Here is a 21,376-nt window from a genome sequence, read left to right on the forward strand (position 1 = left end):
CGCCACGACCGCCGTCGTGGTTTCGCATGCGCGCGTCCCTGCGTGCATGCGTGCACGCGGGCCTTCGGCATCGACATCAACAGGGCGCTGTTCGAAACAACACATTCCCGACAGCGCCGCATCGCACGCGATGCGCAAAGGGCCTCGCAATCGCGACAAACACGTCCGCAAACCGCCTCGCGCAGCGGCGCAAGGCCCCGGATCGCAGTGGCACGCCAATTGCGATGAACCCATCAAAGGACGGCCCCACATGACATCGAGTCTGGTCATCAACGACACCACGCTGCGCGACGGCGAGCAGACGGCCGGCGTGGCTTTCACGGTAGAGGAAAAGTGCGACATCGCGGCCGCGCTGGCACGTGCCGGCGTGCGCGAGATGGAGGTCGGCATTCCGGCGATGGGCGAAGAGGAAATCGCCTGCATCAACGCGATCGCAGCGCTGGACCTCGACGCCGATCTGATGGTCTGGGGCCGGCTCACCGGGGAGGATCTCGCGAGCGCCATGCGCTGCCGTGCCGACATCGTCCATCTCTCGATTCCGGTCTCCGACATCCACCTCACGCACAAGCTGCGCCGCTCGCGCGAATGGGTGCTGGACCAGGTCACGCGGGTGTTGGAGGCCGCGGTCGCCACCGGCCGCAAGGTTTCACTGGGCGCCGAAGACGCCTCGCGATCCGATCCTGACTTCCTGCGCCAGGTCGCGCGCCGCGCCGAATGCTGCGGCGCCATGCGCGTGCGCTTCGCCGACACGCTCGGCGTGCTCGATCCCTTCACCACCTACGAGCGGATCGCGCGACTGCGCGAGGCAGTGGACATGGAGATCGAGATCCACGCGCACGACGACCTCGGCCTCGCCACGGCCAACACCCTGGCCGCCTTGCGCGGCGGCGCCACGCATGCGAACACCACCGTCAACGGCCTGGGCGAGCGCGCCGGCAATGCGGCGCTGGAGGAAGTGGTGATGGGCCTGCGCCATCTGCACCACGCCGATTGCGGCGTGGACACGCAGGCCCTGGTGCCGATCTCGCATCTCGTCGCGCGCGCCTCCGGCCGCGGCGTGGCGCCGAACAAGAGCATCGTGGGCGAGGCGGTCTTCACGCACGAGTCGGGCATCCATGTCGACGGGCTGTTGAAGAACGCATCGACCTACGAGGGCTTCGATCCCTCCGAACTGGGCCGCGAACGGCGCACCGTGCTCGGCAAGCACTCGGGCTCGCAGGGGGTGCGCAAGGCCTATGGCGAACTGGGCCTCTTGCTCGATGACGACGGCCTCACGCAGCGTCTGCTGGCGCAAGTCCGCGACCATGCGATGCGCACCAAGCGCTCGCCGACGGCCGGCGAGTTGCGCAACTTCCTGCTCGAAGCGCATCGCCTTTCGCGGCCCCTCGCGGACCGGATGGCGGCATGAGGCCCGGCATGCAGTCCCAGCACGAAGCCCTGTCCGTGCCGCGCGATGCGGCAGAAGCGGCAGCGGCGGCCGCCGCCGCGCCCTCGTGGTGGGCGCTGCTGCGAGGGGATGTGCGCTGCGTGCTGCAGCGCGACCCGGCCGCGCGCAACCTGCTCGAAGTCTGGACCATCTATCCCGGCGTGCAGGCCGCGGCCTCGCACCGCCTGGCGCATGCGCTGTGGCGGCGCGGCTGGCGCTACCTGCCGCGCTGGATCTCCTTTGCCGCGCGCTGGTTCACGCAGATCGACATCCATCCGGGCGCGCGCATCGGCGAGCGCTTCTTCATCGACCACGGCACCGGGGTCGTGATCGGCGAGACCGCCGAGATCGGCAACGATGTCACCCTCTACCACGGCGTGACGCTCGGAGGCACCAGCTGGTCGGCCGGCAAGCGCCATCCCTCGCTGGGAGACGGCGTGGTGGTGGGCGCGGGCGCGAAGATCCTCGGGCCGATCACGGTCGGCGACCGCGCGCGCATCGCGGCCAACTCGGTCGTCATCGATGCGGTGCCGGCCGATGCGACCGTGGTCGGCATCCCGGGCCGCGTGGTCGGCCGGCGCCGCCTCACGAGGCACGGCTTCGACCTGGACCACCACCTGATCCCCGACCCGGTCGGCAAGGCCATCGCCTGCCTGCTCGACCGCGTGGCGCAACTGGAGCGCCAACAGCCCCTGGCGAATCGCGATGCCGCCGCAGGCGGCAGTTGCGGCACCTGCGACGGCGCCTGCACCGATCCTGCCTTCGACACCCTTCTCACCACCTCCACCGAGGAGTAAGCACGATGGAAAACTTCCTTGAGAAACTCAAGTCCCTGTCCTCCGCCGAGGACTTCCTGAACTTCTTCGGCGTGCCCTACGAGCAGAAGGTGGTCAACGTCAGCCGGCTGCACATCCTCAAGCGCTTCTTCCAGTACATCCGGCAGGAGGCCTCGCTGAAGGCGGGCGACGAGCTGCAGATGTTCACCCTCTACCGCGGCCTGCTGCAACGGGCCTACGGCGATTTCGTGAAGTCGACGCCGGCGCAGGAGAAGGTGTTCAAGGTGTTCCAGGACGTCGACGGCAAGCAGCATGTCTCGCTCGAGAGCCTGAAGGCCTCGATGCCGATGCGTGCCGCGGCCTGAAGGGAGCGCCGCCATGCACATCGTCGTCTGCATCAAGCAGGTGCCGGACTCGGCGCAGATCCGCGTCCATCCGGTCACCAACACCATCATGCGCCAGGGGGTGCCGGCCATCGTCAATCCCTACGACCTCTTCTCGCTGGAGGAGGCGCTGCGCCTCAAGGACAAGTTCGGCGGCAAGGTCACCATGCTGTGCATGGGCCCGCCGCAGGCCGAGGACGCGCTGCGCAAGTGCATCAGCTACGGCGCGGACGACGCGGTGCTGGTGACCGACCGCGCCTTCGCCGGCGCCGACACGCTGGCCACTTCCTATGCGCTGGCCGCCGGCATCCGGCAGATCGCGAAGGAGCAGGCGGTGGACATCGTGTTCACCGGCAAGCAGACCATCGACGGCGACACCGCCCAGGTCGGCCCGGGCATCGCCAAGCGCATGGGCCTGCAGCTCTTGACCTACGTCTCGCGCATCGTCGAGACCGATCCGGTGAATCGCCGCATCACGGTGGAGCGGCGTGCCGAGGGCGGCGTGCAGGTCCTCACCACGGCCCTGCCCTGCCTCATCACGATGCTGGAGAACACCAACGAGCTTCGCTTCGCGTCGATGCCCGCGATGATCCATGCCGCCGGCCATCCGGTGCGCAAGTGGAACAAGGAACAGGCCGGCATCGAGGACCTGGGGAAGATCGGCCTCAAGGGCTCGCCCACGGTGGTGAGCAAGGTGTTCGGCCCGACACCGCGCAGCGAGAAGGCCGAGATGCTCGATCCCGAGACCTCCAGCCTGCGCGACGTGTCGCTCAACCTGTTGCAGAAGATCTTCACGCGCCATCCGACGCTGGAAGGCGACCTGCTGATGAAGGAGATGTCATGAGCGAAGCCCCCCAAGCCGCCCCGGCGACGCCGGCCGCCCCCGTGAAGCGACCTGCCGGCCGCGGCCGCAACCTGGAACTGCCCGAACACCTCAAGGCCTACAAGGGTGTCTGGGTCTTCATCGAGCACGACCGGGGCCATGTGCACAGCGTCTCGTGGGAACTGCTCGGCGAGGCCCGCAAGCTGGCCGACAAGCTCGGCAGCGGTGTCGGCGTGGTGGTGCTCGGCGGCCCGGACGAGGCGCTGGAGAAGTTCGCGGCCGAGGCTTTCACCTACGGCGCCGACAAGGCCTACATCGTGCACGACCCGGTGCTGCTGGGCTATCGCAACGAACCCTTCACCAAGGGCCTCACCGACCTGGTGAACAAGTACCAGCCCGAGATCCTGCTGCTGGGCGCGACCTCCATGGGCCGCGACCTCGCGGGCTCGGTGGCGACCACGCTGCTCACCGGTCTCACGGCGGACTGCACCGAGCTCAACATCGACCCCAGCTCGCGTGCACTCGCGGCGACGCGGCCCACCTTCGGCGGCTCGCTGCTGTGCACGATCATGACCCTGGCCTACCGGCCGCAGATGGCCACCGTGCGCCCGCGCGTCATGGCCATGCCGGCGGCCGATGCCGGCCGCACCGGCGAGATCGTGCAGGAAACGCTCGGCATGGTGGAGACGCAGATCGTCACCAAGCTGCTCGACTTCATCGCCGACGCCCAGAGCCAGAAGATCAACCTGCCCTATGCCGACGTGATCGTCAGCGGCGGCAAGGGCCTGAAGAATCCGGAGAACTTCAAGCTGGTGTTCGAGCTGGCGCGCGTGCTCGGCGGCGAGGTCGGCGCCACGCGGCCCTGCGTGCAGGCCGGCTGGGTCGAGGCCGAGCGCCAGGTCGGCCAGACCGGCAAGACCGTGCGGCCCAAGCTCTACATCGCGGCCGGCATCTCGGGCGCGATCCAGCATCGCGTGGGCATGGAGGCGTCGGACGCGATCGTCGCCATCAACACCGACCCGAATGCACCGATCTTCGATTTCGCGCACTACGGCATCGTCGGCAACGCCCTGCAGGTCCTGCCAGCGCTGACGCAGGCCTTCGCCCAGCACCTGGCGCAGCACCGCAAGCTCGCCGCCTGATGAAAGAAGGAGCCGCATCATGAAGAAACCATCGCAATTCGACGCCATCGTGGTCGGTGCCGGCGCCTCGGGCAATGCCGCGGCCTACACCATGGCCAAGGCGGGCCTGAAGGTCCTGCAGATCGAGCGCGGCGAATACCCGGGCAGCAAGAACGTGCAGGGCGCGATCCTCTATGCCAAGGCGCTGGAGGAGATCATTCCCGACTTCCGCGACGACGCGCCGCTGGAGCGCCACATCATCGAGCAGCGCCTGTGGATGCTGGACGAGAACTCCTTCGTCGGCACGCACATCCGCAGCGAGGACTACAACAAGCCGCCCTACAACCGCTACACCATCATCCGCGCGCAGTTCGACAAGTGGTTCAGCGCCAAGGTGCGCGAAGCCGGCGCCCTGCTGATCTGCGAGACCACGGTCAACGAGCTCATCATGGACGGCGACCAGGTGGTGGGCGTGAGCTGCGACCGCCAGCACGGCGACGTGTACGCGGACGTGGTGATCCTGGCCGACGGCGTGAACTCCACGCTGGCGCGCAAGGCCGGATTCCACGGCGAGATCAAGGACGGCAACGTGGCGCTGGCCGTCAAGGAAATCCTCTTCATGCCGGAGGAAACCATCCGCCAGCGCTTCAACGTCGGCGAGGAATCGGGCGTGGTGATCGAGATGGTCGGCCGCATCACCGACGGCATGATGGGCACGGGCTTTCTCTACACCAACAAGGAGTCGCTCACCATCGGCGTGGGCTGCATGCTCGGCGACTTCAAGGCCAACCCGAACCGCACCAGCCCCTACACGCTGCTGGAGCAGATGAAGCGCCATCCGTCGATCGCGCCGCTGATCGAGGGCGGGGAGATGAAGGAGTACTGCGCGCACCTCATTCCCGAGGGCGGCTTCCATGCCATTCCGCAGGTCTACGGCCACGGCTGGATGATCGTGGGCGATTCGGGCGGCTTCGTGAATGCCGCGCACCGCGAAGGCTCGAACCTCGCGATGACCACCGGCCGGCTGGCCGCCGAGACCGCCATCCGCGCCAAGGCCGAAGGCAAGGGCTGGCGCGCCGCTTCGCTCAAAGCCTACAAGGACGCGCTGGACGATTCCTTCGTCATGAAGGACCTGCACAAGTACCGCGACATGCCGGGCGTGCTGCACAGGAACCCGCAGTTCTTCACCAGCTACCCCGACCTCATCGGCCGCGCCGCGCGCACCATGATCACCGTGGACGGCGTGGACAAGAAGACCAAGGAGCGCGAGATCTTCTCGAGCTTCCGCAAGCACCGCCGTCTGAGCGGCCTCGTGGGCGACGCCTACAAACTCTGGAGGGCCTTCCGATGATCCCCATCACCGTCAATGTCGAAGAGAAACTGTTCCAGAACCGCTACCGCGTCGACACGGGGCGGCCGCACATCAGGATCAAGAACGCCGAGGTCTGCACCAACGAGTGCGGCCAGAAGAGCTGCACCTACGTCTGCCCCGCCTCTTGCTACAAGGCCGAAGGCAACGGCAGCGTGACCCTCATCACCGACGGCTGCCTCGAATGCGGCAGCTGCCGCATCCTGTGCAGCGAGCACGCGAACATCGAGTGGGAATACCCGCGCGGCGGCCACGGCATCCTCTTCAAGTTCGGCTGAGCGAGCCACACCACGAACCACGAACAAGGAACCCCGTCATGAGCCGCCCCACACGACACGTCTTCGTCTGCACCCAGAACCGCCCGCCCCAGCATCCGCGCGGCTCCTGCGCCGGCAGCAAGGGATCGACCGCCCTGCTGCAGGCCTTCTGGGCCGAGCAGCAGAAGCGCCAGACCTACGAGCAGGTGGCCGTCACCTATTCGGGCTGCCTGGGCCCTTGCGACCGGGGACCCAACGTGCTGGTCTATCCGGAGGGCGTGCTCTACAGCGGCGTGACACCGGACGACGTCGCGGAGATCTTCACGAGCCACCTCGAGAACGGCGCGCCGCTGGAACGCCTGATCGCCGCAGAGGAAGTCTGGTGAATCCCGAGAAGCTGCTGCGCGAGCCGGCCTGAAACGCTCGCGGACGAGCGATGCCCCGGCGCCCCGCCACTGCCTCCTTGGCCGACGAGCAGTCGGCGGCCGGCGGCGTGGCTGCGGTCGATCGCGCGGCCTCCCTGCTGGCAGCCTTCGGCGACGGCACGCCGGTGCTCACGCTGGCGTCGCTGGCCGAGTGCACCCGCCTCTACAAGAGCACGGTGCTGCGCCTTCTGGCGTCGCTGCAGCATGCGCGGCTGGTACAGCGCCAGAGCGACGGCCGCTACGCGCTGGGCCCGTCGATTGCACGCCTCTACGCCGCGTACACCGATGCCTTCGCCCTCGAACCGGTCGTGATGCCGGTGCTGCGTGAACTCGCCGCGACCACGCGCGAAAGCGCGGCACTGCACGTGCCGCAAGCCGACCAGCGGCTGTGCCTCTATCGCGTGAACTCGCCGCAGCCGGTGCGTGACCATGCACGCGAGGGCGACCTGCTGCCGCTGGCGCGCGGCGCCGGAGGCCGGGTGCTGCAGGCCTACCGCGGCGCAGGCGACGAGCGCCTCGGCCAGGAGATCCGCCACCGGCAGGTGGTGGTGCTGGCCGGCGACCGCGACCCCGAACTCGCGGGCATCGCGGCACCCGTCTTCGATGCGCGCGGCGCACTCCTTGGCGCACTGACGCTCACCATGCCGCGCACCCGCCTGCAGCCGGCCTGGGCCGGGACCGTGCTGGCCGCCGCGCGCGAACTCAGCCGGCAACTCGGCGGCGCCTTCCCCGAGCCGGGTCCGGCGCCGGCGCCGGCGCCGGCGCAAGATCCTGCCCGGTTGGCCCCTTCGGCCGAGGTCGCCGGTTGAAATACGAATCCGGATTGCGAAGAGGGCTCCGCTTGAGCATCGGCTGCGCCGGCCGCCTGCTCGCCCATGAACGTGCGCGGGAACTTGCTTGCCGCCGGCATCCACTAACCACGTTCAGGTTCTCCAAGGTCGACCACCGACCTTCTTCGCCCCTTGCCGACTGGAATGGCAGGGGCGTTTTTTTGTCACGCTCCACCGCGTCGGACATGGGGATGCCCTGGCCGTGGCGACGCGTTAGCGAGAGAATTGCTGCATTGCAGCATAGATGGACTGCGCGATGAAACGAAAGGCACCGGCTGAACGCATCCCCGTGACGGACCAGGTCGGAAAGCGACACGTCGTTTTGCGATACGTGGAGGTGGAGACGAGTTCGACCCTGGAGACGCACCGGCGAACGACAGAGGCCAGCGAATACCGGCTCGAAGCAGGCCGCAGCGTCGTGCGGACGGGCGCCGACACTTTTCAGACGGCAGACGGATTGCTCAATCTGAAAGTCCTGGCGTCGTAGGCCTGCCAGCCGGCGACCGGCGCGCGGGGCCGATGCCGATCTGGTCGTTCGGGGCAGTGGCCAAGACGCGGCGCTCGCTGAAGTGGATGCGGGGCGCCTGGCCCAAGTTGCGCAGAGCGGTCGCCGTGGCACTCGCATGTGCTCCGCTCGCACCTTACCTCGCTCGGGCGCAGAGCGGCAGGAAGGTTTAGCCGGCGGGGCCTATCGATGAGCCGGATGCATGTCGAACGGTGGAGGCACTCTAGAAAATCGCTGCCGTCCGGTAAGGCGATGCGCCACAAAACGCTGTTGCAGCTTCGACAACCAAGCAGCGCCGTCGCGGACTATTTCGTGGAATGGAACGCCGTGTTGCTCGGGGACGGCTTTTTCAAGGCGACACCCAGGACTAGATTGGAGGCATGACAGCTCCTCGGAGAAAGGCACCATGTCCCAGCTGAGTCATATCGAGTCCGGCCCGCGTTTCGAGATCCGGTTCCGGTCGCTGTTTCGCGAAGGTCGGGGCTTCGCGTTTCCTTGCGACGCGGCCGGCCATGTGAATCTTGAATCGTTGTCCGAGCGCGGCCGCAGCAACTACCTCTTCGCCCGCTCCATGGTCGGCCGTGAATTCGCCGCGCCCAGCGTCAATATGGCTTGAGCGCCAAGAAGAGCAGCAGCGACGCCGACCTCCTCAGACTCGCCTTCTACGTGTCCGGAGCACATCAGCCACGAGGAATGCCAACTCCAGGCTTTGCGATCCATTGAGCCGCGGGTCGCACGCCGTCCGATAGCGCTGCGCCAGCGCTTCATCCCCAAGTGCCTGCGCACCACCGCGACATTCAGTGACGTCCTGCCCCGTCATTTCGAAATGAAGACCGCCTGGGTAGGTGCCCTCTTTCTGATGCGCCACGAAGAACCCCCGAACTTCATCAAGGATGCGCTCGAAGTCGCGCGTCTTGTAGCCATTCGACGAGGTCACCGTGTTGCCGTGCATCGGGTCGCAACACCACACCGGCGTGCGGCCAGCATCCCGTACGGTGCGGAGCAATGGGGGGAGGGCATCGGCAATCCTGTCGCTTCCCATGCGGGCGATCAGAACGATCCGGCCGGGTTCGTGGTCCGGATCCAGGCGGTCCAGCAGGGCAAGCACGTCCTCGGGCCGGGCGGTTGGGCCCAGCTTGACGCCTACGGCGTTGTCGATACCGCGCAGATACTCCACGTGTGCACCTTCGATGCCTCGGGTGCGCTCGCCCAGCCAGAGCATGTGCGCCGATGCACCGTAGGACCGATTGCGGCTTTCATCGTGGCGCGTCAGCGCTTCCTCGTAATGCAGATGCAGCGCCTCATGCGAGGTGTAGAACTCCACCGCGTGCAGTTGAGGCGCCTTGGCTGCGTCGAACCCGCAGGCCTCCATGAACGCCAGGGACTGATCGATGCGATCGGCCAGTTCCTCGAAGCGTTCGCCCTGGGGGCTGCGCCGGACAAAATCCGCCGTCCAGCCATGCACCCGATGCAGGTCTGCGAAGCCGCCCTGTGCCAAGGCGCGCAGCAGGTTGAGCGTGGCCGCCGAGTGGGAGTAGGCCGTCAGGAGGCGCTGCGGATCCGGCGATCGCACAGCGGCGCTGAATTCGGCCCCATTGATGATGTCGCCGCGGTAGGAAGGCAGCGTCACCCCTTGCACGGTCTCGGTATCCGAAGACCTCGGCTTGGCAAACTGCCCCGCGATCCGCCCGACCTTGATGACTGGACAGGCAGCCGCGTAGGTGAGCACAACCGCCATCTGGAGGATCACGCGGAAGGTCGATTCGACGGGCATTTGCCCCAGTTCGTCGAAACTTTCCGCGCAATCACCGCCTTGCAGCAGGAACGCTTCCCCACGGGAGACGGCTGCGAGTCGCTCCTTGAGTTGAGTGATCTCTCCCGGAAAGATCAGAGGTGGCAGCGACGACAGGCGGGCTTCCACCGCCTGGAGCGCGCCGGCGTCGGGATAGGTCGGCAGCTGCAGCGCCTTGCGCTCGCGCCAGGAGGATGCGGACCAATGCTGCATGGCCACGATGCTAGACCAGCCGTCGGTTTCAGACCATCCCGCTGACAGGAATCGCCGCCCCATGGATCGCCCGCGCGGCATCCGAGGCCAGGAAAGCGATCACATCGGCCAAAGCGTCGGGGGCAACCCAGGACGATGGGTCCGCGTCGGGCATGGCGCTGCGGTTGTCGGGCGTGTCGATGATGGATGGCAGCACGCAATTCACGTTGATGCCTTTGTCCTTGAGCTCGGCAGACATCGATTCCGTCAGGCGAATCAGCGCGCTCTTGGACGCGCTGTAGGCGCCCATATGGGCCCCGCCACGGGTGGCCGCGCCGGCGCCCACGGTGACGACTTTTCCTCCGCCGCGCCGCAGCAGGACTGGCACAGTGGCCGCCGCGACATTGATGAACGAGCGGGCGTTCAGGTCCATGAGAAAGTCCCACGTCCCTTCGCTCGTCTCATGCACGGCTTCACCCATGCGGAAACCGCCAGCGATGTGACACACCGCCGTGATGTCGCCGAACTGCTCGCACGCGCGAGTGATGGCTTGCGACACCTTCTGGCGGTCGAGCAGATCGACTTCCAGGAAAAGCGTTTGGTCCGTGCTGCCCGGGATCGTATCGGCCGGGGGTTTCTGGCGGTCAAGCAGGATCAATCGGGCACCCTGCGTGTGGAAGGCCTTTGCCACAGCCCGCCCAAGGTGACCTGAGGCGCCCGTGATCAAGATCGTCTGCGCAACGCCGCTCATGTCGGGGTCTCCTGGCGCTTGGCAGCGTGGTATCGACCCGTTCCTCGCGTCACCACGGCGTCGGTGGAAAGCACCGTCCCCGCCTCGTATTCAGGCGTACCCGCCAGGCGTTCGTAGAGCGGAGCGAAGTCGATCCGCGCCAGCTCCAGCAGCTCGTCCAGATGGCCCAGCACGAAGTAGGTCTCCTGGAAATCATCGATGCGGTAGCGCGTCTGCATCACCCGCTCGAGCTTGAAGCGGACGCGATTCGGCGAGTCGTCCTCAACTGCGAAGCGGGTCTCGCTCGCCGAGGAGGCAATACCCGCACCATAGATCCTCAGGCCGTCGGGTTGCCGGACCAGTCCGAATTCCACCGTGTACCAGTAGACCCGCGCCAGCTTCTCCAGAACACCCAGCCGCTTGGCCCGCAGACCGCCTTCGCCATAGGCCTGGATGTAGTCCGCGATCACCGGGTTCATCAGCATCGGGACATGGCCGAAGACGTCATGGAACACGTCGGGCTCTTCCAGGTAGTCCAGCTCATGCGGCTTCCGGATGAAGTGGCCCGCGGGAAAGCGGCGGTTGGCCAGATGCTCGAAGAACACATCGTCGGGCACCAGGCCCGGCACGGCGACCACTTCCCAGCCCGTGCGCTTCCTCAAGACCTTGGACATCTGCTCGAAGTCGGGAATCTGCTCGGGCCCGATCGGCAAGTCCTGCATGCCGCGGATGAACTCGTCGCATGCCCGGCCGGGCAGCAGCTTCGACTGCCGTTCGAACAGCGTGCGCCACACGGCGTGCTCTTCGCTCGTGTAGTTCGACCATCCCTGATCAATGGTCCAGTCACGCCGCTCGGGCACGTGACTCTCCCCGGCGGCAAGGCCGTGCTTGGCGGTTTCCTTGAGTTGCTGCAGCATGGTGCGTTCCTAGGCCTGGGCGGCCGCCCGGGCCGCAAAAGTGCGATTCATCAAGCAGGCCATCTCGATGTCCTTGGCCGAAATGCCACCGACGTCATGCGTGGTCAGCGTGACCGACAGGCGGTTGTAGACGTTGAACCACTCGGGGTGGTGGTTCATTCGTTCCGCATGCAAGGCCATCTGCGCCATGAAGCCGAAGGCTTGAACGAAATCCTCGAACCGGAACTCCCTCGAGAGCATGCCGCCCCGATCGGCGACGTGAGCCCAACCGTCGAGCATTGGTAGCTGCGCCGCGAGCGCCTCGACGCCGAGCTTCATGCCGGCTCCTTCGCCACCGCCTTGTCCGGGGCCGCCAGCACGCCGCGATTGATCTGGTCTCTTTCGAGCGACTCGAACAGCGCCTTGAAGTTGCCTTCGCCGAAGCCCTCGCGATAGTCGCCCTTGCGCTCGATGAACTCGAAGAACACTGGCCCCAGCATCGGCTCCGAGAAGATCTGGAGCAGCAGACGCGGCTGGCCGCCCTCCGTGGTGCCGTCCAGCAGGATGCCGCGTGCCTGCAGCTCACCCACCGGCTGGCCGTGGCCGGGCAGACGCTTTTCCAGGTTCTCGTAGTAAATGTCGTTGGGCGCGGTCAGCAAGGGAATGCCGGCCATCTGAAGCTGGTCGATCGAGTCGAGCAGGTTGTCGGTCAAGAGCGCAATATGCTGGATCCCCTCGCCGTTGAACTGCATGAGGAATTCCTCGATCTGGCCGCCACCTTGCTTCGCCTCCTCGTTGAGCGGGATGCGGATCAGCCCGTCGGGTGCCGTCATGGCCTTGGAGGTCAGCCCGGTGTACTCGCCGCTGATGTCGAAGTAGCGGATCTCGCGGAAGTTGAAGAGCTTTGCGTAGAAGTCGGCCCAGTAGGCCATGCGCCCACGATAGACGTTGTGCGTGAGGTGGTCGACGACCTGGAAGCCGTGGCCCTCGGGGTGGCGCTCCACGCCCGGGAGGAATTCGAAGTCGATGTCGTAGATCGACTTGCCGTCTTCGAAGCGGTCGATGAGGTACAGCGGCGCGCCGCCGATGCCCTTGATGGCGGGAAGGCGAAGTTCCATCGGGCCGGTGGGAATATCGATAGGCTGGGCGCCCAGCTCGAGCGCCCGCTTGTAAGCCTTGTGGGCGTCGCGCACCCGGAAGGCCAGCCCAGAGGCCGAGGGACCGTGCTCGGCGGCGAAGTAACCGGCCTGGCCCGGTTCGTTGTTCACGATGAAGTTGATGCCGCCCTGGCGGTACAGCAACACGTTCTTTGACCGGTGCTTCGCCACCAGCGTGAAGCCCAGCTTCTCGAACAGCGGCTCCAGCACGCCCGGGGCGGGCGAGGCGAACTCCACGAACTCAAAGCCGCAAAGGCCCATCGGATTCTCGAACAGGTCGGTCATACATCGTCTCCAGAAGTGAGCAGCCATCGGCTGGGGGATGGACAGACTGTAGGCATTCCTTGACGCATTTATCTTGCGATTTCAAGGCGCATTGCAGCCAAACGCACATGATTCATGCGAAGATGAGCCAATGGAAGAATCCATCGAGCTTGATTCTCTTGATCGGCGCATACTGGCTGTCCTGCAGACACACGGGCGGATCTCGTTCGATGAACTCGGCAGCCAAGTCGGGCTGTCGGCCTCCGCAGCCCTGCGACGTGTCAGGCGGATGGAAGAAACGGGCGTCATCGTTGGCTATGCGGCGCTGGTTCGTGCGCGCCGCGTGGGGCTCAATCTGACCGCCTACATCAACGTGAGGCTGGAAAAGCACAGTGGCCGGAGCAAACGAACACCCATGGACGACTTCGCCGCAGAAATAGCGACATGGCCTGAAGTGGTGGAATGTGTTTCCCTGAGCGGTGACATGGACTTCCTGCTCAAGGTGGTGGTTGCGGACATGGACCACTACACCCGGTTCGTCATGGATACGCTCCTGAAGCACCCAAGCGTGCAGGATTGCCGCACGAGCTTTGTCATGCGCCCGCTCAAATCGGGCGTTTCGATGGTCTAGTGGCGCATGATTCCAGCGCGGGCGGCACCCCTCCGGCCGGTATGACGTCAGCAACGTAGTTCACCAGAGCTGCCTGCTGGCGCGGGCGACGGCGCGCTGACCGCGCACCTGCCCGGGTTCAGCCCTGTTCGGCCACGCGCAGCCTCTTTGCCAGCGCCTGCAACAGCTTCCAGGCGATGGCACCGTTGCGTTCGATCAGAGGGCGGAACTCCCAGAAGGTCAGGCCGTAGCACACCAACTCGGTGGTGGCGACGACGGTGGCCGAGCGCGGCCCGCCGTCGATCAGCGCGATCTCGCCGAAATGATCGCCCGCGCCCAGCGTGTTGATCGCCACGCCCTTGCTCGACACCGTGGCCTCGCCGGACTCGATGATGAAGAATGCAGCCGCGCCCGAACCCTCGCGGATGACGGTCTCGCCCTGGGCGAAATGGCGCTGCTTCAGCAGCCGCGCAATCTGCTCGGTCTGGCGCCGGTCCAGATCGGCGAAGAAGCGCACGCGCTGCAGCGCGCCCACCGGGTCGCGCGGCGGTGGGCCAGGCGGTGCAGCCCCGCTGCGTGACTGGCCGGTGGTCACGGCGCGGCATTGCAGCAGGTACAACGCGCCGTCCTGCATCGCCCATTCGATGTCGCGGCGCGGGCCATAGGTCTTTTCGCACTGCAGCGCCAAGCCGCCGAGCGATGCCAGCTGCGCATCGTCCAGGCACAACTGCGTCACCTGCGCCGCCGGCACCGGCTCTTCGAAGGTCCCGCCGTTGGGCAGCGAGCGCACGGCGATGCGCTTACGTCCGGGCTTGCGCTCCAGCACCAGGCCGGCGCGGTCGAGGCGGAAGTGGTCGGGTACCACCAGGCCGGCAACCACCGCTTCGCCCAGGCCCCAGCTGGCCTCGATCAGGCGCTCGTCAGCGCCGGTGACGGGGTGTTCGGTGAACATGACACCGGCCACATCGGGATTGAGCAGCGTCTGCACCACCACGCCGACACTGGGCCTGGTGAACAGCCCCACCTTCTGGCGGTAGGTGATGGCCGAATCCGAATTGGCCGACCACCACACCTCGCGCACTGCGTCGGGCACGTCGGCGCGCGTGTGCACATTCAGCACCGTCAGGTGCTGGCCGGCAAAGCTGGCTGCAGCGCCGTCTTCATCGACGGCCGAGGAGCGCACGGCGAACGGCGCCGGCAGCTCGGCAATTGCCGCTGCCAGCCTCTCGATGGCCTTCTCGTCGCCGCCGGCGACGGCCTCGACCAAGTCGCCCGACAGCGCCACGCCCGGCGGCACCGCCAGGCCGTGATGCACGGCATCGCCGAGGCCCACCGCCTTGGAGCCGAAGAGCGCAGCGTCGCGCGCCTTCGCAAAAGGGACGACGTGCTGCTTCACCCGAGCACCGTGACCTCGCCGGCATCGCCGTCGACGCGCAGGCGCATGCCGTCGCTGATGCGCTCGGTGGCCTCGCGCGTGCCGACCACGCCGGGTATGCCGTATTCGCGCGCGACGATCGCCGCATGCGACAGCAAGCCACCATTGTCGGTGACGATGCCGCCCAGCAGCGGCAGCAGGATGTTGAAGGCCTCGGTCGTCGATTCGGTGACGAGCACGTCGCCCTGCTGGATGCGGCCGAACTCCGACGGGCCCGAGACGCGCCGCGCCGGGCCTTCATAGACCCCCTTGCTGGCGGCCAGCCCGTAGAGCATCTTGTCTTCATTGGTGGCCTGGGCGCTGCCGAACACATGGCCCAGCGCGATGAAGGTCGCGCGCATCAGGCGGGCCACATGCGGCGGCAGCGCCGCCAGGTCCGGCGGCGGCGGGGGCGGCGGGCCGAGCAGCGGCGGCACGTCCTTGGCGGTGTGCGCCGCGCGATAGGCGGCGCGCTGTGCCAGCTCCTCGGCCATGGGGCCGCCACTGGCGGCAACCAGCGCGCACATCTCGTCGATGCCGGCGTCCAGCATGTGCAATGGGGTGGCGATGCGGCCGCGCGCCGACACGCGCCGGCCGGCCGCCAGCGCCGCGCGCCGCATCAGGCCAGAGGCCCAGATGTCACTGTAGACACCGCGCTCGTCGCGCAGCCGGTACATCAAGCGGGCCTCGCCCAGCAATTCATCGAACTGCGCCTGGTGCGCCGCCGGCACGCGGGCACGCACCTCGGCAACGCGCACGTCCAGGTCCGACGCGACCGCGGCTTCGCCCGACAACGCGATGCGCAGCGAGCGCAGCAGCGGCTCGGGCAGCTCGAGTGCCGTGGGCTCGGCGATGTCGAAGCCGTCGATCAGTCGGTGACCGACCAAGTCGAGATAGCCGCGCACCGCCGCGCCGGCCTCGCCGCCGAGCGTGCGCAGACGTTCGAGCAGCTGCACCGGGTCGCCGTCGCTGGCTAGCAGCGTGCGTGCCGCCGCGTCCGCGGCGAAGGCGCCCTTCAGGCGCACCATCTCGTCGGATCCGCCGGACGAGACCTCGGCCGAGCCGCGCATCAGGCCCAGCAGCTCCGACGTTGGCAGCTCGGTCCAGTCACCCGCATGGGCGAGGAAGTCGCCGACCGGCAGCACAGCGCCGCCGGTGAAGCGCATGTGCTGCGTGATCATCGCCGCGTGATGGTCGCGGCAGCGCCGCAGATAGGCCACCAGCTCGGCGTCGGACAGCGCGTCCGCGTCGACAAGTTGCAGCTCGCGGTGCATCGCGATTGCCGCGGGCTTGCACTGGTTGTCCCATTCGCGCAGCTGCTCGCGCCAGAGCTTTTGCGCATAGACCTGCTCGGCGCGCCGGAAGCGTTCGGGCAGCTCGGATTCCGGTGCCGGCACCACCTGGTTGTAGCCGAAGCCCTGCACGTAGGCCATCTGCAGGCCATCGATGAGCATGCCGTAGTAGCGCGCAAAGGCTTGCGTGCCGGCGCGGAACGGGTCTGGGTGCATCTCCTGGAAGTAGCGCGTCATAGGCCGCGGGAAGTGCACGCCGTCCTGTTTCCACGGGCCGGGCCCGGGCGGCTCGATGGGCAGTTTGATGCTCAGGTCGTGTGCTGTCATCGTGCTATCTCCTTGTGAGGATCCGCCCGTGCCTACGACCATGCCGTAGACTCGGAAAGGATACTCCCGCGGCGGCGTCTGCGCGGTGATCCATGTTCTGACGCGCCGTAGCAAGCTTGAGCCCAGCCCGGGTGCTTGACGTGGGCGTTTACCTGGGCGCCCTCCTTCTGGCGAGGAGCGGTCGCTCAGTGGCGGCGTAGAACGGCGCAGCGACAATCGCTAAAGTTCGCGCGAATGCGGCACCTGCCATTCCACCCGGTACGCCAGCGGCAGGCGCTGCGTGGGGACGGTGCGACTCAATGATCTTCACTGCGGCCAGCATGGCCACCCTCCAGGGTCAGCAGCCCTAGTGGCACCACGCGAGGGTGGCTAGTGTCGTGAGTTAGAAGTTCATTGAACTAATCTGATGGCGTCGAATCGATCGTGTACCGTGTACACACGACGAGGCGACCATGCGAGGAAGACCCAAGGCAGAACTGGTGCTGAGCGAAGCCGAACGCGAGCAACTCACGGCGCTGACGCTGCGGCGTAAGACCGCACAGGCGCTGGCGTTGCGCGCTCGCATTGTTCTGGCCTGCGCCGAAGGAGTGGACAACAAGGTGGTTGCAGGCCGCCAGCGCGTGACGCAGCAGACGGTTTCGAAGTGGCGTGCCCGATTCGTCGAGCATCGGCTGGACGGGCTGCTGGACGCCCCTCGGCCTGGCGCACCGCGAACGATCGACGACGCGCGCGTCGACGCCGTGATCGCCAAGACGCTGGAGAGCACCCCCGTCGCGGCGACGCATTGGAGCACCCGCACCATGGCGCGCGAAACCGGGATGTCCCAAACGGCCGTGTCTCGCATCTGGCGTGCCTTCGGACTTCAACCTCATCGCCAGGAGACCTTCAAGCTCTCCAACGATCCACTGTTCGTCGAGAAGGTGCGCGACATCGTCGGGCTTTACCTTGATCCGCCGCTCAAGGCGATGGTGCTGTGCGTGGACGAGAAGAGCCAAATTCAGGCACTCGATCGCACGCAACCCTTGCTGCCGCTGGCGCCAGGCATCCCCGAGCGGCGTACCCACGACTACGAGCGCCATGGCACCACCACGCTGTTTGCGGCGTTGGACATTGCCACCGGCTCGGTCATCGGGGACTTGCATCGCCGCCATCGAAGCACCGAATTCCTGCAGTTCCTGCGCACCATCGAGGCCAACGTGCCGCAAGTGCTGGACATCCACCTCGTGATGGACAACTACGGAACACACAAGACTCCTGCAATCAGGAACTGGCTTGCCCGGCATCCGCGCTTTCACGTGCACTTCACGCCGACCTCTGCGTCTTGGCTGAACCAGGTCGAACGCTGGTTTGCCACCCTGACGCAAAAGTACATCCGCCGCGGCACTCATCGCTCCACACGACAACTCGAACAGGCGATCAGGCACTACATCAAGCACAACAATGACGACCCCAAGCCGTTCGTCTGGTCCAAGACCGCCGACAACATCCTCGCAAGTGTCGAGAGATTTTGTTTGCGAACTTCTAACTCACGACACTAGAGCCCTCCCGAACGAACCTCTGTTTCGCTTCGAGCTGCAAGCAACGGCTTGTGCGGCACCGCGCGCCGCGGTAGCCTCCCGACGGGCAAATCTCTGGGTGCAACTGGAGGTGCAGATGGAAGCCTCGCTCTCGCGTCTTCGCAGCAAGCTTGAGGAGGTGCAGCACAGCGTCGAGGGCTCGAAGTTGTCCTGGGCGCGCGAGTCGGCCTTCGACTTCGCCGAGCGACTGGGGCACGTGCTTGATCTCTTTGAGGAAATCGACGCGCTCATCCTCAGGCGCCACGCCGATCCGGCCTCGATCGAGTCTTTGCGCGCACTGATGTCCGATCAGCTGGGGCAGATTAACGAACTCCTGGAGTTGGAGCTCGCGCCAGCCCTTGCGGCTGAGGATCGGGCGGCAGCTATGCCGGTCGTGGCCGCCTTGGACGCGGCGATCGCCCATACCGAGGAAACCTGGTCGGCCATCCAGACGGCGGCCGGCGGGTCGCCTTAGGCGGCTTTGGCTCGGCCGGCGGCTGGCCAGCAGGCGCGCGCCAGAAAAAGAAATCCCCGGCCAGTAAGCTGCCGCTGCCTGCCGAGCTCGGCGGCAGTGCGCCCGTTGCGGTCATCGGGCATGGGCGATGACCGACCCAAGAGCGGACTCCGCCCTCAGGGTGGCCACGGGTCGCGGGGCCGGTCAGCCCTCACTTGTACGCGGCCGGGTCCGGTGAGTCGGACGGGTTGGTGAAAAGGTTCGATATCGCCGCGCTCGGCGGCATGTTGAGGTTGATGCCCTTGGGCGGGATCGGGCTCTGGAACCACTTGGCGTAGAGCTTGGCCGCCTCTCCGCTCTTGTAGGTGGCAACCATCGCCGCGTCGACCACCTTCTTGAAGGCCGGATCGTCCTTTCGCAACATGATCCCGTAGGGCTCGGGCAGCGACAGCGCCTCGCTCGAGATTTGCCACTGATCCGGGTTGGCGTGATTGGCGGCCTGAACGGCCAGCATGACGTCGTCCTGCACGAAGGCCGCGGCGCGACCGCTTTCGACCATCGGCAACCCTTCATTTAGATTGCTGACGGCAAGAATGTTGAGGCCCAGGTTCCGCGCCGCATTCAGCTCGGTGATTTGCTTGAGATTCGGAGTGCTCGCCCGCGATACGACAGTCTTGCCCTTGAGGTCTTCCAGCTTTGTGAGGTTGTCGGCCTTCCTGGTAAGAAAGCGGCTCACCGCCAGGAAGTGCGTCATCGTGTAGGCGACCTGCCTCTGGCGCTCGGCGTTGTTGGTGGCCGAGCTGCATTCCATGTCGATGGTGCCGGCGACCAGCAGCGGGATACGGTCGCTCGGGGATGTCGGCAGATAGGTGACCTTCAGCACAGGCAGGTTCAGCTCGGCCTTGATCGCGTCGACCACGCGGGCGCACAGATCAATCGCGAAGCCAACGTGCTGCCCGTCCGCGATGTAGGCGAAGGGGATCGCGATGGGATGGCCGATCGCGATGGCGCCCGAGGCCTTGATCTTGTCGAGCGTCCCCTGCTGGGCCCATGCGCTCAGCGCCAATGCGGCCAGCGCCGCGAACGTGGCAGCTCTCTTTACCATGCTCATGATCGTGCTCCAGAGCCGCGAAGCAAGGATTGGGGTCCGGCACTGTGCGGCCGGCGGGCTGGCAACGCAAGCGCCAGCAGGGGTCTCTCACCAGCTTTCGCTGCTGCTGGCAGCCGTCATGCAGCGATGTCCGCTCCTGGCCCGGGAGCGGCAGTCTAGGCGCGATCTGCTGGCCTACTCGGCGGGTTCGCGACCGTGAGCTCGCACCGGGAATGGCGTCGCACTCAACAAGTAATGCTGTCGCTCCTGCAGAGTCGGTGGCTGTCACGCGACAGAATCTCTTGAATTTCCAAGCTGGACGCGACAGCCACTTAGGCGCGAATACTGACGCACGCGCACCTCGACTGCGTCATTAACTCCCTGCTTTGCGCCGATTTGCGTCAATAAACCCGACATCACGGCGAAGCATGACCGAGCCTAGAGGGCTTGAGGCCAATTTGGGAGACAGAGCCCGCGCTCAAGCTGCAGCGCTGACCGGATTCTCGGCGACCCCGTCCCGCCGCTAGGATCCTCACGTTGATAAGCGAGCAATCACTTCCATAGCGAGATTACGTCGTTTCGACGGCTCCCTGCCAGAAATCAAGATTGCTTCCAGTGGCTCAAACCAAGCATCCGCCCAATATTCCACATCGACCTTAACTGTGGAAATTCCCAGGTTTGCCACCGGCCTGTCTCCCACGCCTATCAGCCCGAGCCCCGTGTTGCCACCAAACCTGTCCCTTCCCACTGAAGCAAACAGGACAGCTGCAAGTTCGTCCGTATCAGCGCAAATTCCGGATCGATCTCCCACATCGTCCCGTACAAATTCCTTGAGCCCCTTGGCGGTGTATGGCAATCGAACCAGGTGAGGCAATGCGACGCCCCTCATTCGAGCGGCTTCGCACATCGCTGCAACTCGCGGCACCGACAGCACCTCGGGCACATGGCAATCGGGCTGCACGTAGACCAAACGCTCATACCCGGCATCGATCAGATAATTTGTCTGAGTTCGCCCGATAAGACCCATCAAGGCGGCCATACCTAGGTCGTGCACAGGAATCCCCGCGTCACCGAAGAGCTTTCGCTCGTCGACCGAGAACTCTTGCAGCGTAATGATCAATGACGGGGTTACGCTTCGAAGAAGCTGTCCAGTGCGAGTAGCGCTTGCGCCTGGTGGGTGGAGCACCAACTCGTACCCTATGCGTCCCAAGCGATCCACTAGGCCCCGGAGAATCTCCGAATAGGTGGGACCGAGATCCCATGGCGGCAGGACCCCAAGCACCAGGTCGCTTGCACCCGACCGAAGCATCCGGGCAGCCGCTGACGGTACGTATCCCAGCGAGCGCGCCGCCTCTCTGATTCGCTCAGCAGTCGAGAGGGGGATTCCGTGCGCTGGCTTGTCATTCAGCACATAGCTAACGGCTGCCCGGGAAACGCCTGCCGCCGCCGCTATCTCAGCCGTGGTCACCCGTTGCTGGAGCTTCATAGGGCCATCCCTCGTGGGCTTGCTTCGCGAACACGAACTTACACGGGTAAGTCACGGATAGCTTACACGTGTAAGTTGGTTCCCATGTCATTGGCTCTCGCACTTAGTGGGTCTCCCTCGCCTTGTCAAACGATAGGCTCTGACCCCTACGAAAGTCGTCGTCACCACCCATCGGTAGCACTCGTCGTCGGGATGATGAGC

22 protein-coding genes and 1 pseudogene are annotated in these 21,376 nt (G+C 65.9%); 13 read left to right on the top strand and 10 right to left on the bottom strand.

Translation table 11 applies throughout. The annotated features are described in order from the left end of the window. The first annotated feature begins 250 nt into the window (after positions 1 to 250). From nifV to VAR608DRAFT_RS06365, 10 genes are all read left to right on the top strand, one after another. Complete coding sequence (gene nifV / locus VAR608DRAFT_RS06315) at positions 251 to 1,408, top strand: homocitrate synthase (RefSeq protein WP_088953278.1); 1,158 nt, start codon at positions 251 to 253, stop codon at positions 1,406 to 1,408. An 8-nt stretch (positions 1,409 to 1,416) separates the two neighbouring features. Then, positions 1,417 to 2,223, top strand: a complete 807-nt coding sequence (cysE, locus tag VAR608DRAFT_RS06320) for a serine O-acetyltransferase (RefSeq protein WP_088953279.1) — start codon at positions 1,417 to 1,419, stop codon at positions 2,221 to 2,223. A gap of 5 nt (positions 2,224 to 2,228) precedes the next feature. Continuing rightward, positions 2,229 to 2,567 (top strand): nitrogenase stabilizing/protective protein NifW, encoded by a 339-nt coding sequence (nifW, locus tag VAR608DRAFT_RS06325; RefSeq protein ID WP_088953280.1) that lies wholly within the window; start codon positions 2,229 to 2,231, stop codon positions 2,565 to 2,567. A 13-nt stretch (positions 2,568 to 2,580) separates the two neighbouring features. After that, positions 2,581 to 3,429, top strand: coding sequence for an electron transfer flavoprotein subunit beta/FixA family protein (locus tag VAR608DRAFT_RS06330; protein WP_088953281.1), 849 nt, complete (start codon positions 2,581 to 2,583; stop codon positions 3,427 to 3,429). Next, on the top strand, positions 3,426 to 4,550 hold the full coding sequence (locus VAR608DRAFT_RS06335) for an electron transfer flavoprotein subunit alpha/FixB family protein (protein ID WP_088953282.1): 1,125 nt from the start codon (positions 3,426 to 3,428) through the stop codon (positions 4,548 to 4,550). Before VAR608DRAFT_RS06330 ends, VAR608DRAFT_RS06335 begins: the two co-directional genes overlap by 4 nt. Positions 4,551 to 4,569: 19 nt before the next feature. Continuing rightward, on the top strand, positions 4,570 to 5,880 hold the full coding sequence (locus tag VAR608DRAFT_RS06340; protein ID WP_088953283.1) for an FAD-dependent oxidoreductase: 1,311 nt from the start codon (positions 4,570 to 4,572) through the stop codon (positions 5,878 to 5,880). Then, positions 5,877 to 6,176 (top strand): ferredoxin family protein, encoded by a 300-nt coding sequence (locus VAR608DRAFT_RS06345; protein WP_088953284.1) that lies wholly within the window; start codon positions 5,877 to 5,879, stop codon positions 6,174 to 6,176. The genes VAR608DRAFT_RS06340 and VAR608DRAFT_RS06345 overlap by 4 nt, the downstream gene beginning before the upstream one ends. 38 nt (positions 6,177 to 6,214) lie before the next feature. After that, a complete protein-coding gene (locus tag VAR608DRAFT_RS06350) occupies positions 6,215 to 6,541 on the top strand; it encodes a (2Fe-2S) ferredoxin domain-containing protein (protein ID WP_088953285.1) in 327 nt (108 codons plus the stop codon). Between the two features lie 50 nt (positions 6,542 to 6,591). Further along, positions 6,592 to 7,389, top strand: a complete 798-nt coding sequence (locus tag VAR608DRAFT_RS06355) for an IclR family transcriptional regulator (RefSeq protein WP_088953286.1) — start codon at positions 6,592 to 6,594, stop codon at positions 7,387 to 7,389. A gap of 932 nt (positions 7,390 to 8,321) precedes the next feature. Further along, on the top strand, positions 8,322 to 8,531 hold the full coding sequence (locus VAR608DRAFT_RS06365; RefSeq protein WP_088953288.1) for a hypothetical protein: 210 nt from the start codon (positions 8,322 to 8,324) through the stop codon (positions 8,529 to 8,531). 33 nt (positions 8,532 to 8,564) lie between these two features. Here VAR608DRAFT_RS06365 and VAR608DRAFT_RS06370 read toward each other — a convergent pair whose 3' ends face one another. From VAR608DRAFT_RS06370 to hppD, 5 genes are read right to left on the bottom strand one after another with little or no spacing between them, the layout of a single operon-like run. Beyond that, positions 8,565 to 9,920 (bottom strand): class II 3-deoxy-7-phosphoheptulonate synthase, encoded by a 1,356-nt coding sequence (locus VAR608DRAFT_RS06370; protein WP_088953289.1) that lies wholly within the window; start codon positions 9,918 to 9,920, stop codon positions 8,565 to 8,567. A 28-nt stretch (positions 9,921 to 9,948) separates the two neighbouring features. Then, on the bottom strand, positions 9,949 to 10,650 hold the full coding sequence (locus VAR608DRAFT_RS06375; protein WP_088953290.1) for an SDR family NAD(P)-dependent oxidoreductase: 702 nt from the start codon (positions 10,648 to 10,650) through the stop codon (positions 9,949 to 9,951). Beyond that, on the bottom strand, positions 10,647 to 11,546 hold the full coding sequence (gene phhA / locus VAR608DRAFT_RS06380) for a phenylalanine 4-monooxygenase (protein ID WP_088953291.1): 900 nt from the start codon (positions 11,544 to 11,546) through the stop codon (positions 10,647 to 10,649). Before phhA ends, VAR608DRAFT_RS06375 begins: the two co-directional genes overlap by 4 nt. Before the next feature lie 9 nt (positions 11,547 to 11,555). Next, positions 11,556 to 11,864 carry a 4a-hydroxytetrahydrobiopterin dehydratase gene (locus VAR608DRAFT_RS06385; protein WP_088953292.1) on the bottom strand — a complete coding sequence of 103 codons (309 nt, stop codon included), beginning with the start codon at positions 11,862 to 11,864 and terminating at the stop codon, positions 11,556 to 11,558. After that, entirely contained in the window at positions 11,861 to 12,967 is a 1,107-nt protein-coding gene (gene hppD, locus VAR608DRAFT_RS06390; RefSeq protein ID WP_088953293.1) for a 4-hydroxyphenylpyruvate dioxygenase, read from the bottom strand. Before hppD ends, VAR608DRAFT_RS06385 begins: the two co-directional genes overlap by 4 nt. Positions 12,968 to 13,097: 130 nt before the next feature. Between hppD and VAR608DRAFT_RS06395 the strand changes: the two genes are divergently transcribed. Beyond that, on the top strand, positions 13,098 to 13,577 hold the full coding sequence (locus tag VAR608DRAFT_RS06395; RefSeq protein ID WP_088953294.1) for an Lrp/AsnC family transcriptional regulator: 480 nt from the start codon (positions 13,098 to 13,100) through the stop codon (positions 13,575 to 13,577). A gap of 118 nt (positions 13,578 to 13,695) precedes the next feature. On the opposite strand, the gene VAR608DRAFT_RS06400 is transcribed toward VAR608DRAFT_RS06395, so the two are convergent. Both VAR608DRAFT_RS06400 and VAR608DRAFT_RS06405 read right to left on the bottom strand, forming a co-directional pair. Beyond that, entirely contained in the window at positions 13,696 to 14,952 is a 1,257-nt protein-coding gene (locus VAR608DRAFT_RS06400) for a PEP/pyruvate-binding domain-containing protein (protein ID WP_088953295.1), read from the bottom strand. After that, positions 14,949 to 16,589 (bottom strand): PEP-utilizing enzyme, encoded by a 1,641-nt coding sequence (locus VAR608DRAFT_RS06405; RefSeq protein WP_157730672.1) that lies wholly within the window; start codon positions 16,587 to 16,589, stop codon positions 14,949 to 14,951. Before VAR608DRAFT_RS06405 ends, VAR608DRAFT_RS06400 begins: the two co-directional genes overlap by 4 nt. A 452-nt stretch (positions 16,590 to 17,041) precedes the next feature. Between VAR608DRAFT_RS06405 and VAR608DRAFT_RS06410 the strand changes: the two genes are divergently transcribed. Together VAR608DRAFT_RS06410 and VAR608DRAFT_RS06415 are read left to right on the top strand one after the other, a co-directional pair. Next, on the top strand, positions 17,042 to 18,127 hold the full coding sequence (locus tag VAR608DRAFT_RS06410) for an IS630 family transposase (RefSeq protein ID WP_088952391.1): 1,086 nt from the start codon (positions 17,042 to 17,044) through the stop codon (positions 18,125 to 18,127). Positions 18,128 to 18,242: 115 nt separating this feature from the next. Next, complete coding sequence (locus VAR608DRAFT_RS06415) at positions 18,243 to 18,620, top strand: hypothetical protein (RefSeq protein WP_088953297.1); 378 nt, start codon at positions 18,243 to 18,245, stop codon at positions 18,618 to 18,620. Between the two features lie 190 nt (positions 18,621 to 18,810). On the opposite strand, the gene VAR608DRAFT_RS06420 is transcribed toward VAR608DRAFT_RS06415, so the two are convergent. The 3 genes and pseudogenes from VAR608DRAFT_RS06420 to VAR608DRAFT_RS38465 all read right to left on the bottom strand — a co-directional run. Further along, on the bottom strand, positions 18,811 to 19,710 hold the full coding sequence (locus tag VAR608DRAFT_RS06420) for an amino acid ABC transporter substrate-binding protein (RefSeq protein WP_197700483.1): 900 nt from the start codon (positions 19,708 to 19,710) through the stop codon (positions 18,811 to 18,813). Positions 19,711 to 20,221: 511 nt separating this feature from the next. Then, on the bottom strand, positions 20,222 to 20,809 hold the full coding sequence (locus tag VAR608DRAFT_RS37830; protein ID WP_231973281.1) for a hypothetical protein: 588 nt from the start codon (positions 20,807 to 20,809) through the stop codon (positions 20,222 to 20,224). Between the two features lie 213 nt (positions 20,810 to 21,022). Then, positions 21,023 to 21,175 (bottom strand): annotated as a pseudogene (locus tag VAR608DRAFT_RS38465) (LacI family DNA-binding transcriptional regulator); the annotation flags it as partial. Positions 21,176 to 21,376: the final 201 nt, after the last annotated feature.

Origin of the sequence: Variovorax sp. HW608, from assembly GCF_900090195.1 — a bacterium.
Lineage (GTDB): Bacteria > Pseudomonadota > Gammaproteobacteria > Burkholderiales > Burkholderiaceae_C > Variovorax.

Bases quoted from the DNA above. Each gene is read 5' to 3' on its own strand.
- nifW (WP_088953280.1), top strand. From the start codon at position 2,229: ATGGAAAACTTCCTTGAGAAACTCAAGTCCCTGTCCTCCGCCGAGGAC.
- VAR608DRAFT_RS06340 (WP_088953283.1), top strand. From the start codon at position 4,570: ATGAAGAAACCATCGCAATTCGACGCCATCGTGGTCGGTGCCGGCGCC.
- VAR608DRAFT_RS06365 (WP_088953288.1), top strand. From the start codon at position 8,322: ATGTCCCAGCTGAGTCATATCGAGTCCGGCCCGCGTTTCGAGATCCGG.
- hppD (WP_088953293.1), bottom strand. From the start codon at position 12,967: ATGACCGACCTGTTCGAGAATCCGATGGGCCTTTGCGGCTTTGAGTTC.
- VAR608DRAFT_RS06370 (WP_088953289.1), bottom strand. From the start codon at position 9,920: ATGCAGCATTGGTCCGCATCCTCCTGGCGCGAGCGCAAGGCGCTGCAG.
- VAR608DRAFT_RS06355 (WP_088953286.1), top strand. From the start codon at position 6,592: ATGCCCCGGCGCCCCGCCACTGCCTCCTTGGCCGACGAGCAGTCGGCG.
- VAR608DRAFT_RS06420 (WP_197700483.1), bottom strand. From the start codon at position 19,710: ATGAGCATGGTAAAGAGAGCTGCCACGTTCGCGGCGCTGGCCGCATTG.
- VAR608DRAFT_RS06415 (WP_088953297.1), top strand. From the start codon at position 18,243: ATGGAAGCCTCGCTCTCGCGTCTTCGCAGCAAGCTTGAGGAGGTGCAG.
- VAR608DRAFT_RS06405 (WP_157730672.1), bottom strand. From the start codon at position 16,589: ATGACAGCACACGACCTGAGCATCAAACTGCCCATCGAGCCGCCCGGG.
- VAR608DRAFT_RS06385 (WP_088953292.1), bottom strand. From the start codon at position 11,864: ATGAAGCTCGGCGTCGAGGCGCTCGCGGCGCAGCTACCAATGCTCGAC.
- VAR608DRAFT_RS06350 (WP_088953285.1), top strand. From the start codon at position 6,215: ATGAGCCGCCCCACACGACACGTCTTCGTCTGCACCCAGAACCGCCCG.
- VAR608DRAFT_RS06375 (WP_088953290.1), bottom strand. From the start codon at position 10,650: ATGAGCGGCGTTGCGCAGACGATCTTGATCACGGGCGCCTCAGGTCAC.
- nifV (WP_088953278.1), top strand. From the start codon at position 251: ATGACATCGAGTCTGGTCATCAACGACACCACGCTGCGCGACGGCGAG.
- VAR608DRAFT_RS06395 (WP_088953294.1), top strand. From the start codon at position 13,098: ATGGAAGAATCCATCGAGCTTGATTCTCTTGATCGGCGCATACTGGCT.
- VAR608DRAFT_RS06335 (WP_088953282.1), top strand. From the start codon at position 3,426: ATGAGCGAAGCCCCCCAAGCCGCCCCGGCGACGCCGGCCGCCCCCGTG.
- VAR608DRAFT_RS06410 (WP_088952391.1), top strand. From the start codon at position 17,042: ATGCGAGGAAGACCCAAGGCAGAACTGGTGCTGAGCGAAGCCGAACGC.
- VAR608DRAFT_RS06345 (WP_088953284.1), top strand. From the start codon at position 5,877: ATGATCCCCATCACCGTCAATGTCGAAGAGAAACTGTTCCAGAACCGC.
- phhA (WP_088953291.1), bottom strand. From the start codon at position 11,546: ATGCTGCAGCAACTCAAGGAAACCGCCAAGCACGGCCTTGCCGCCGGG.
- cysE (WP_088953279.1), top strand. From the start codon at position 1,417: ATGCAGTCCCAGCACGAAGCCCTGTCCGTGCCGCGCGATGCGGCAGAA.
- VAR608DRAFT_RS06330 (WP_088953281.1), top strand. From the start codon at position 2,581: ATGCACATCGTCGTCTGCATCAAGCAGGTGCCGGACTCGGCGCAGATC.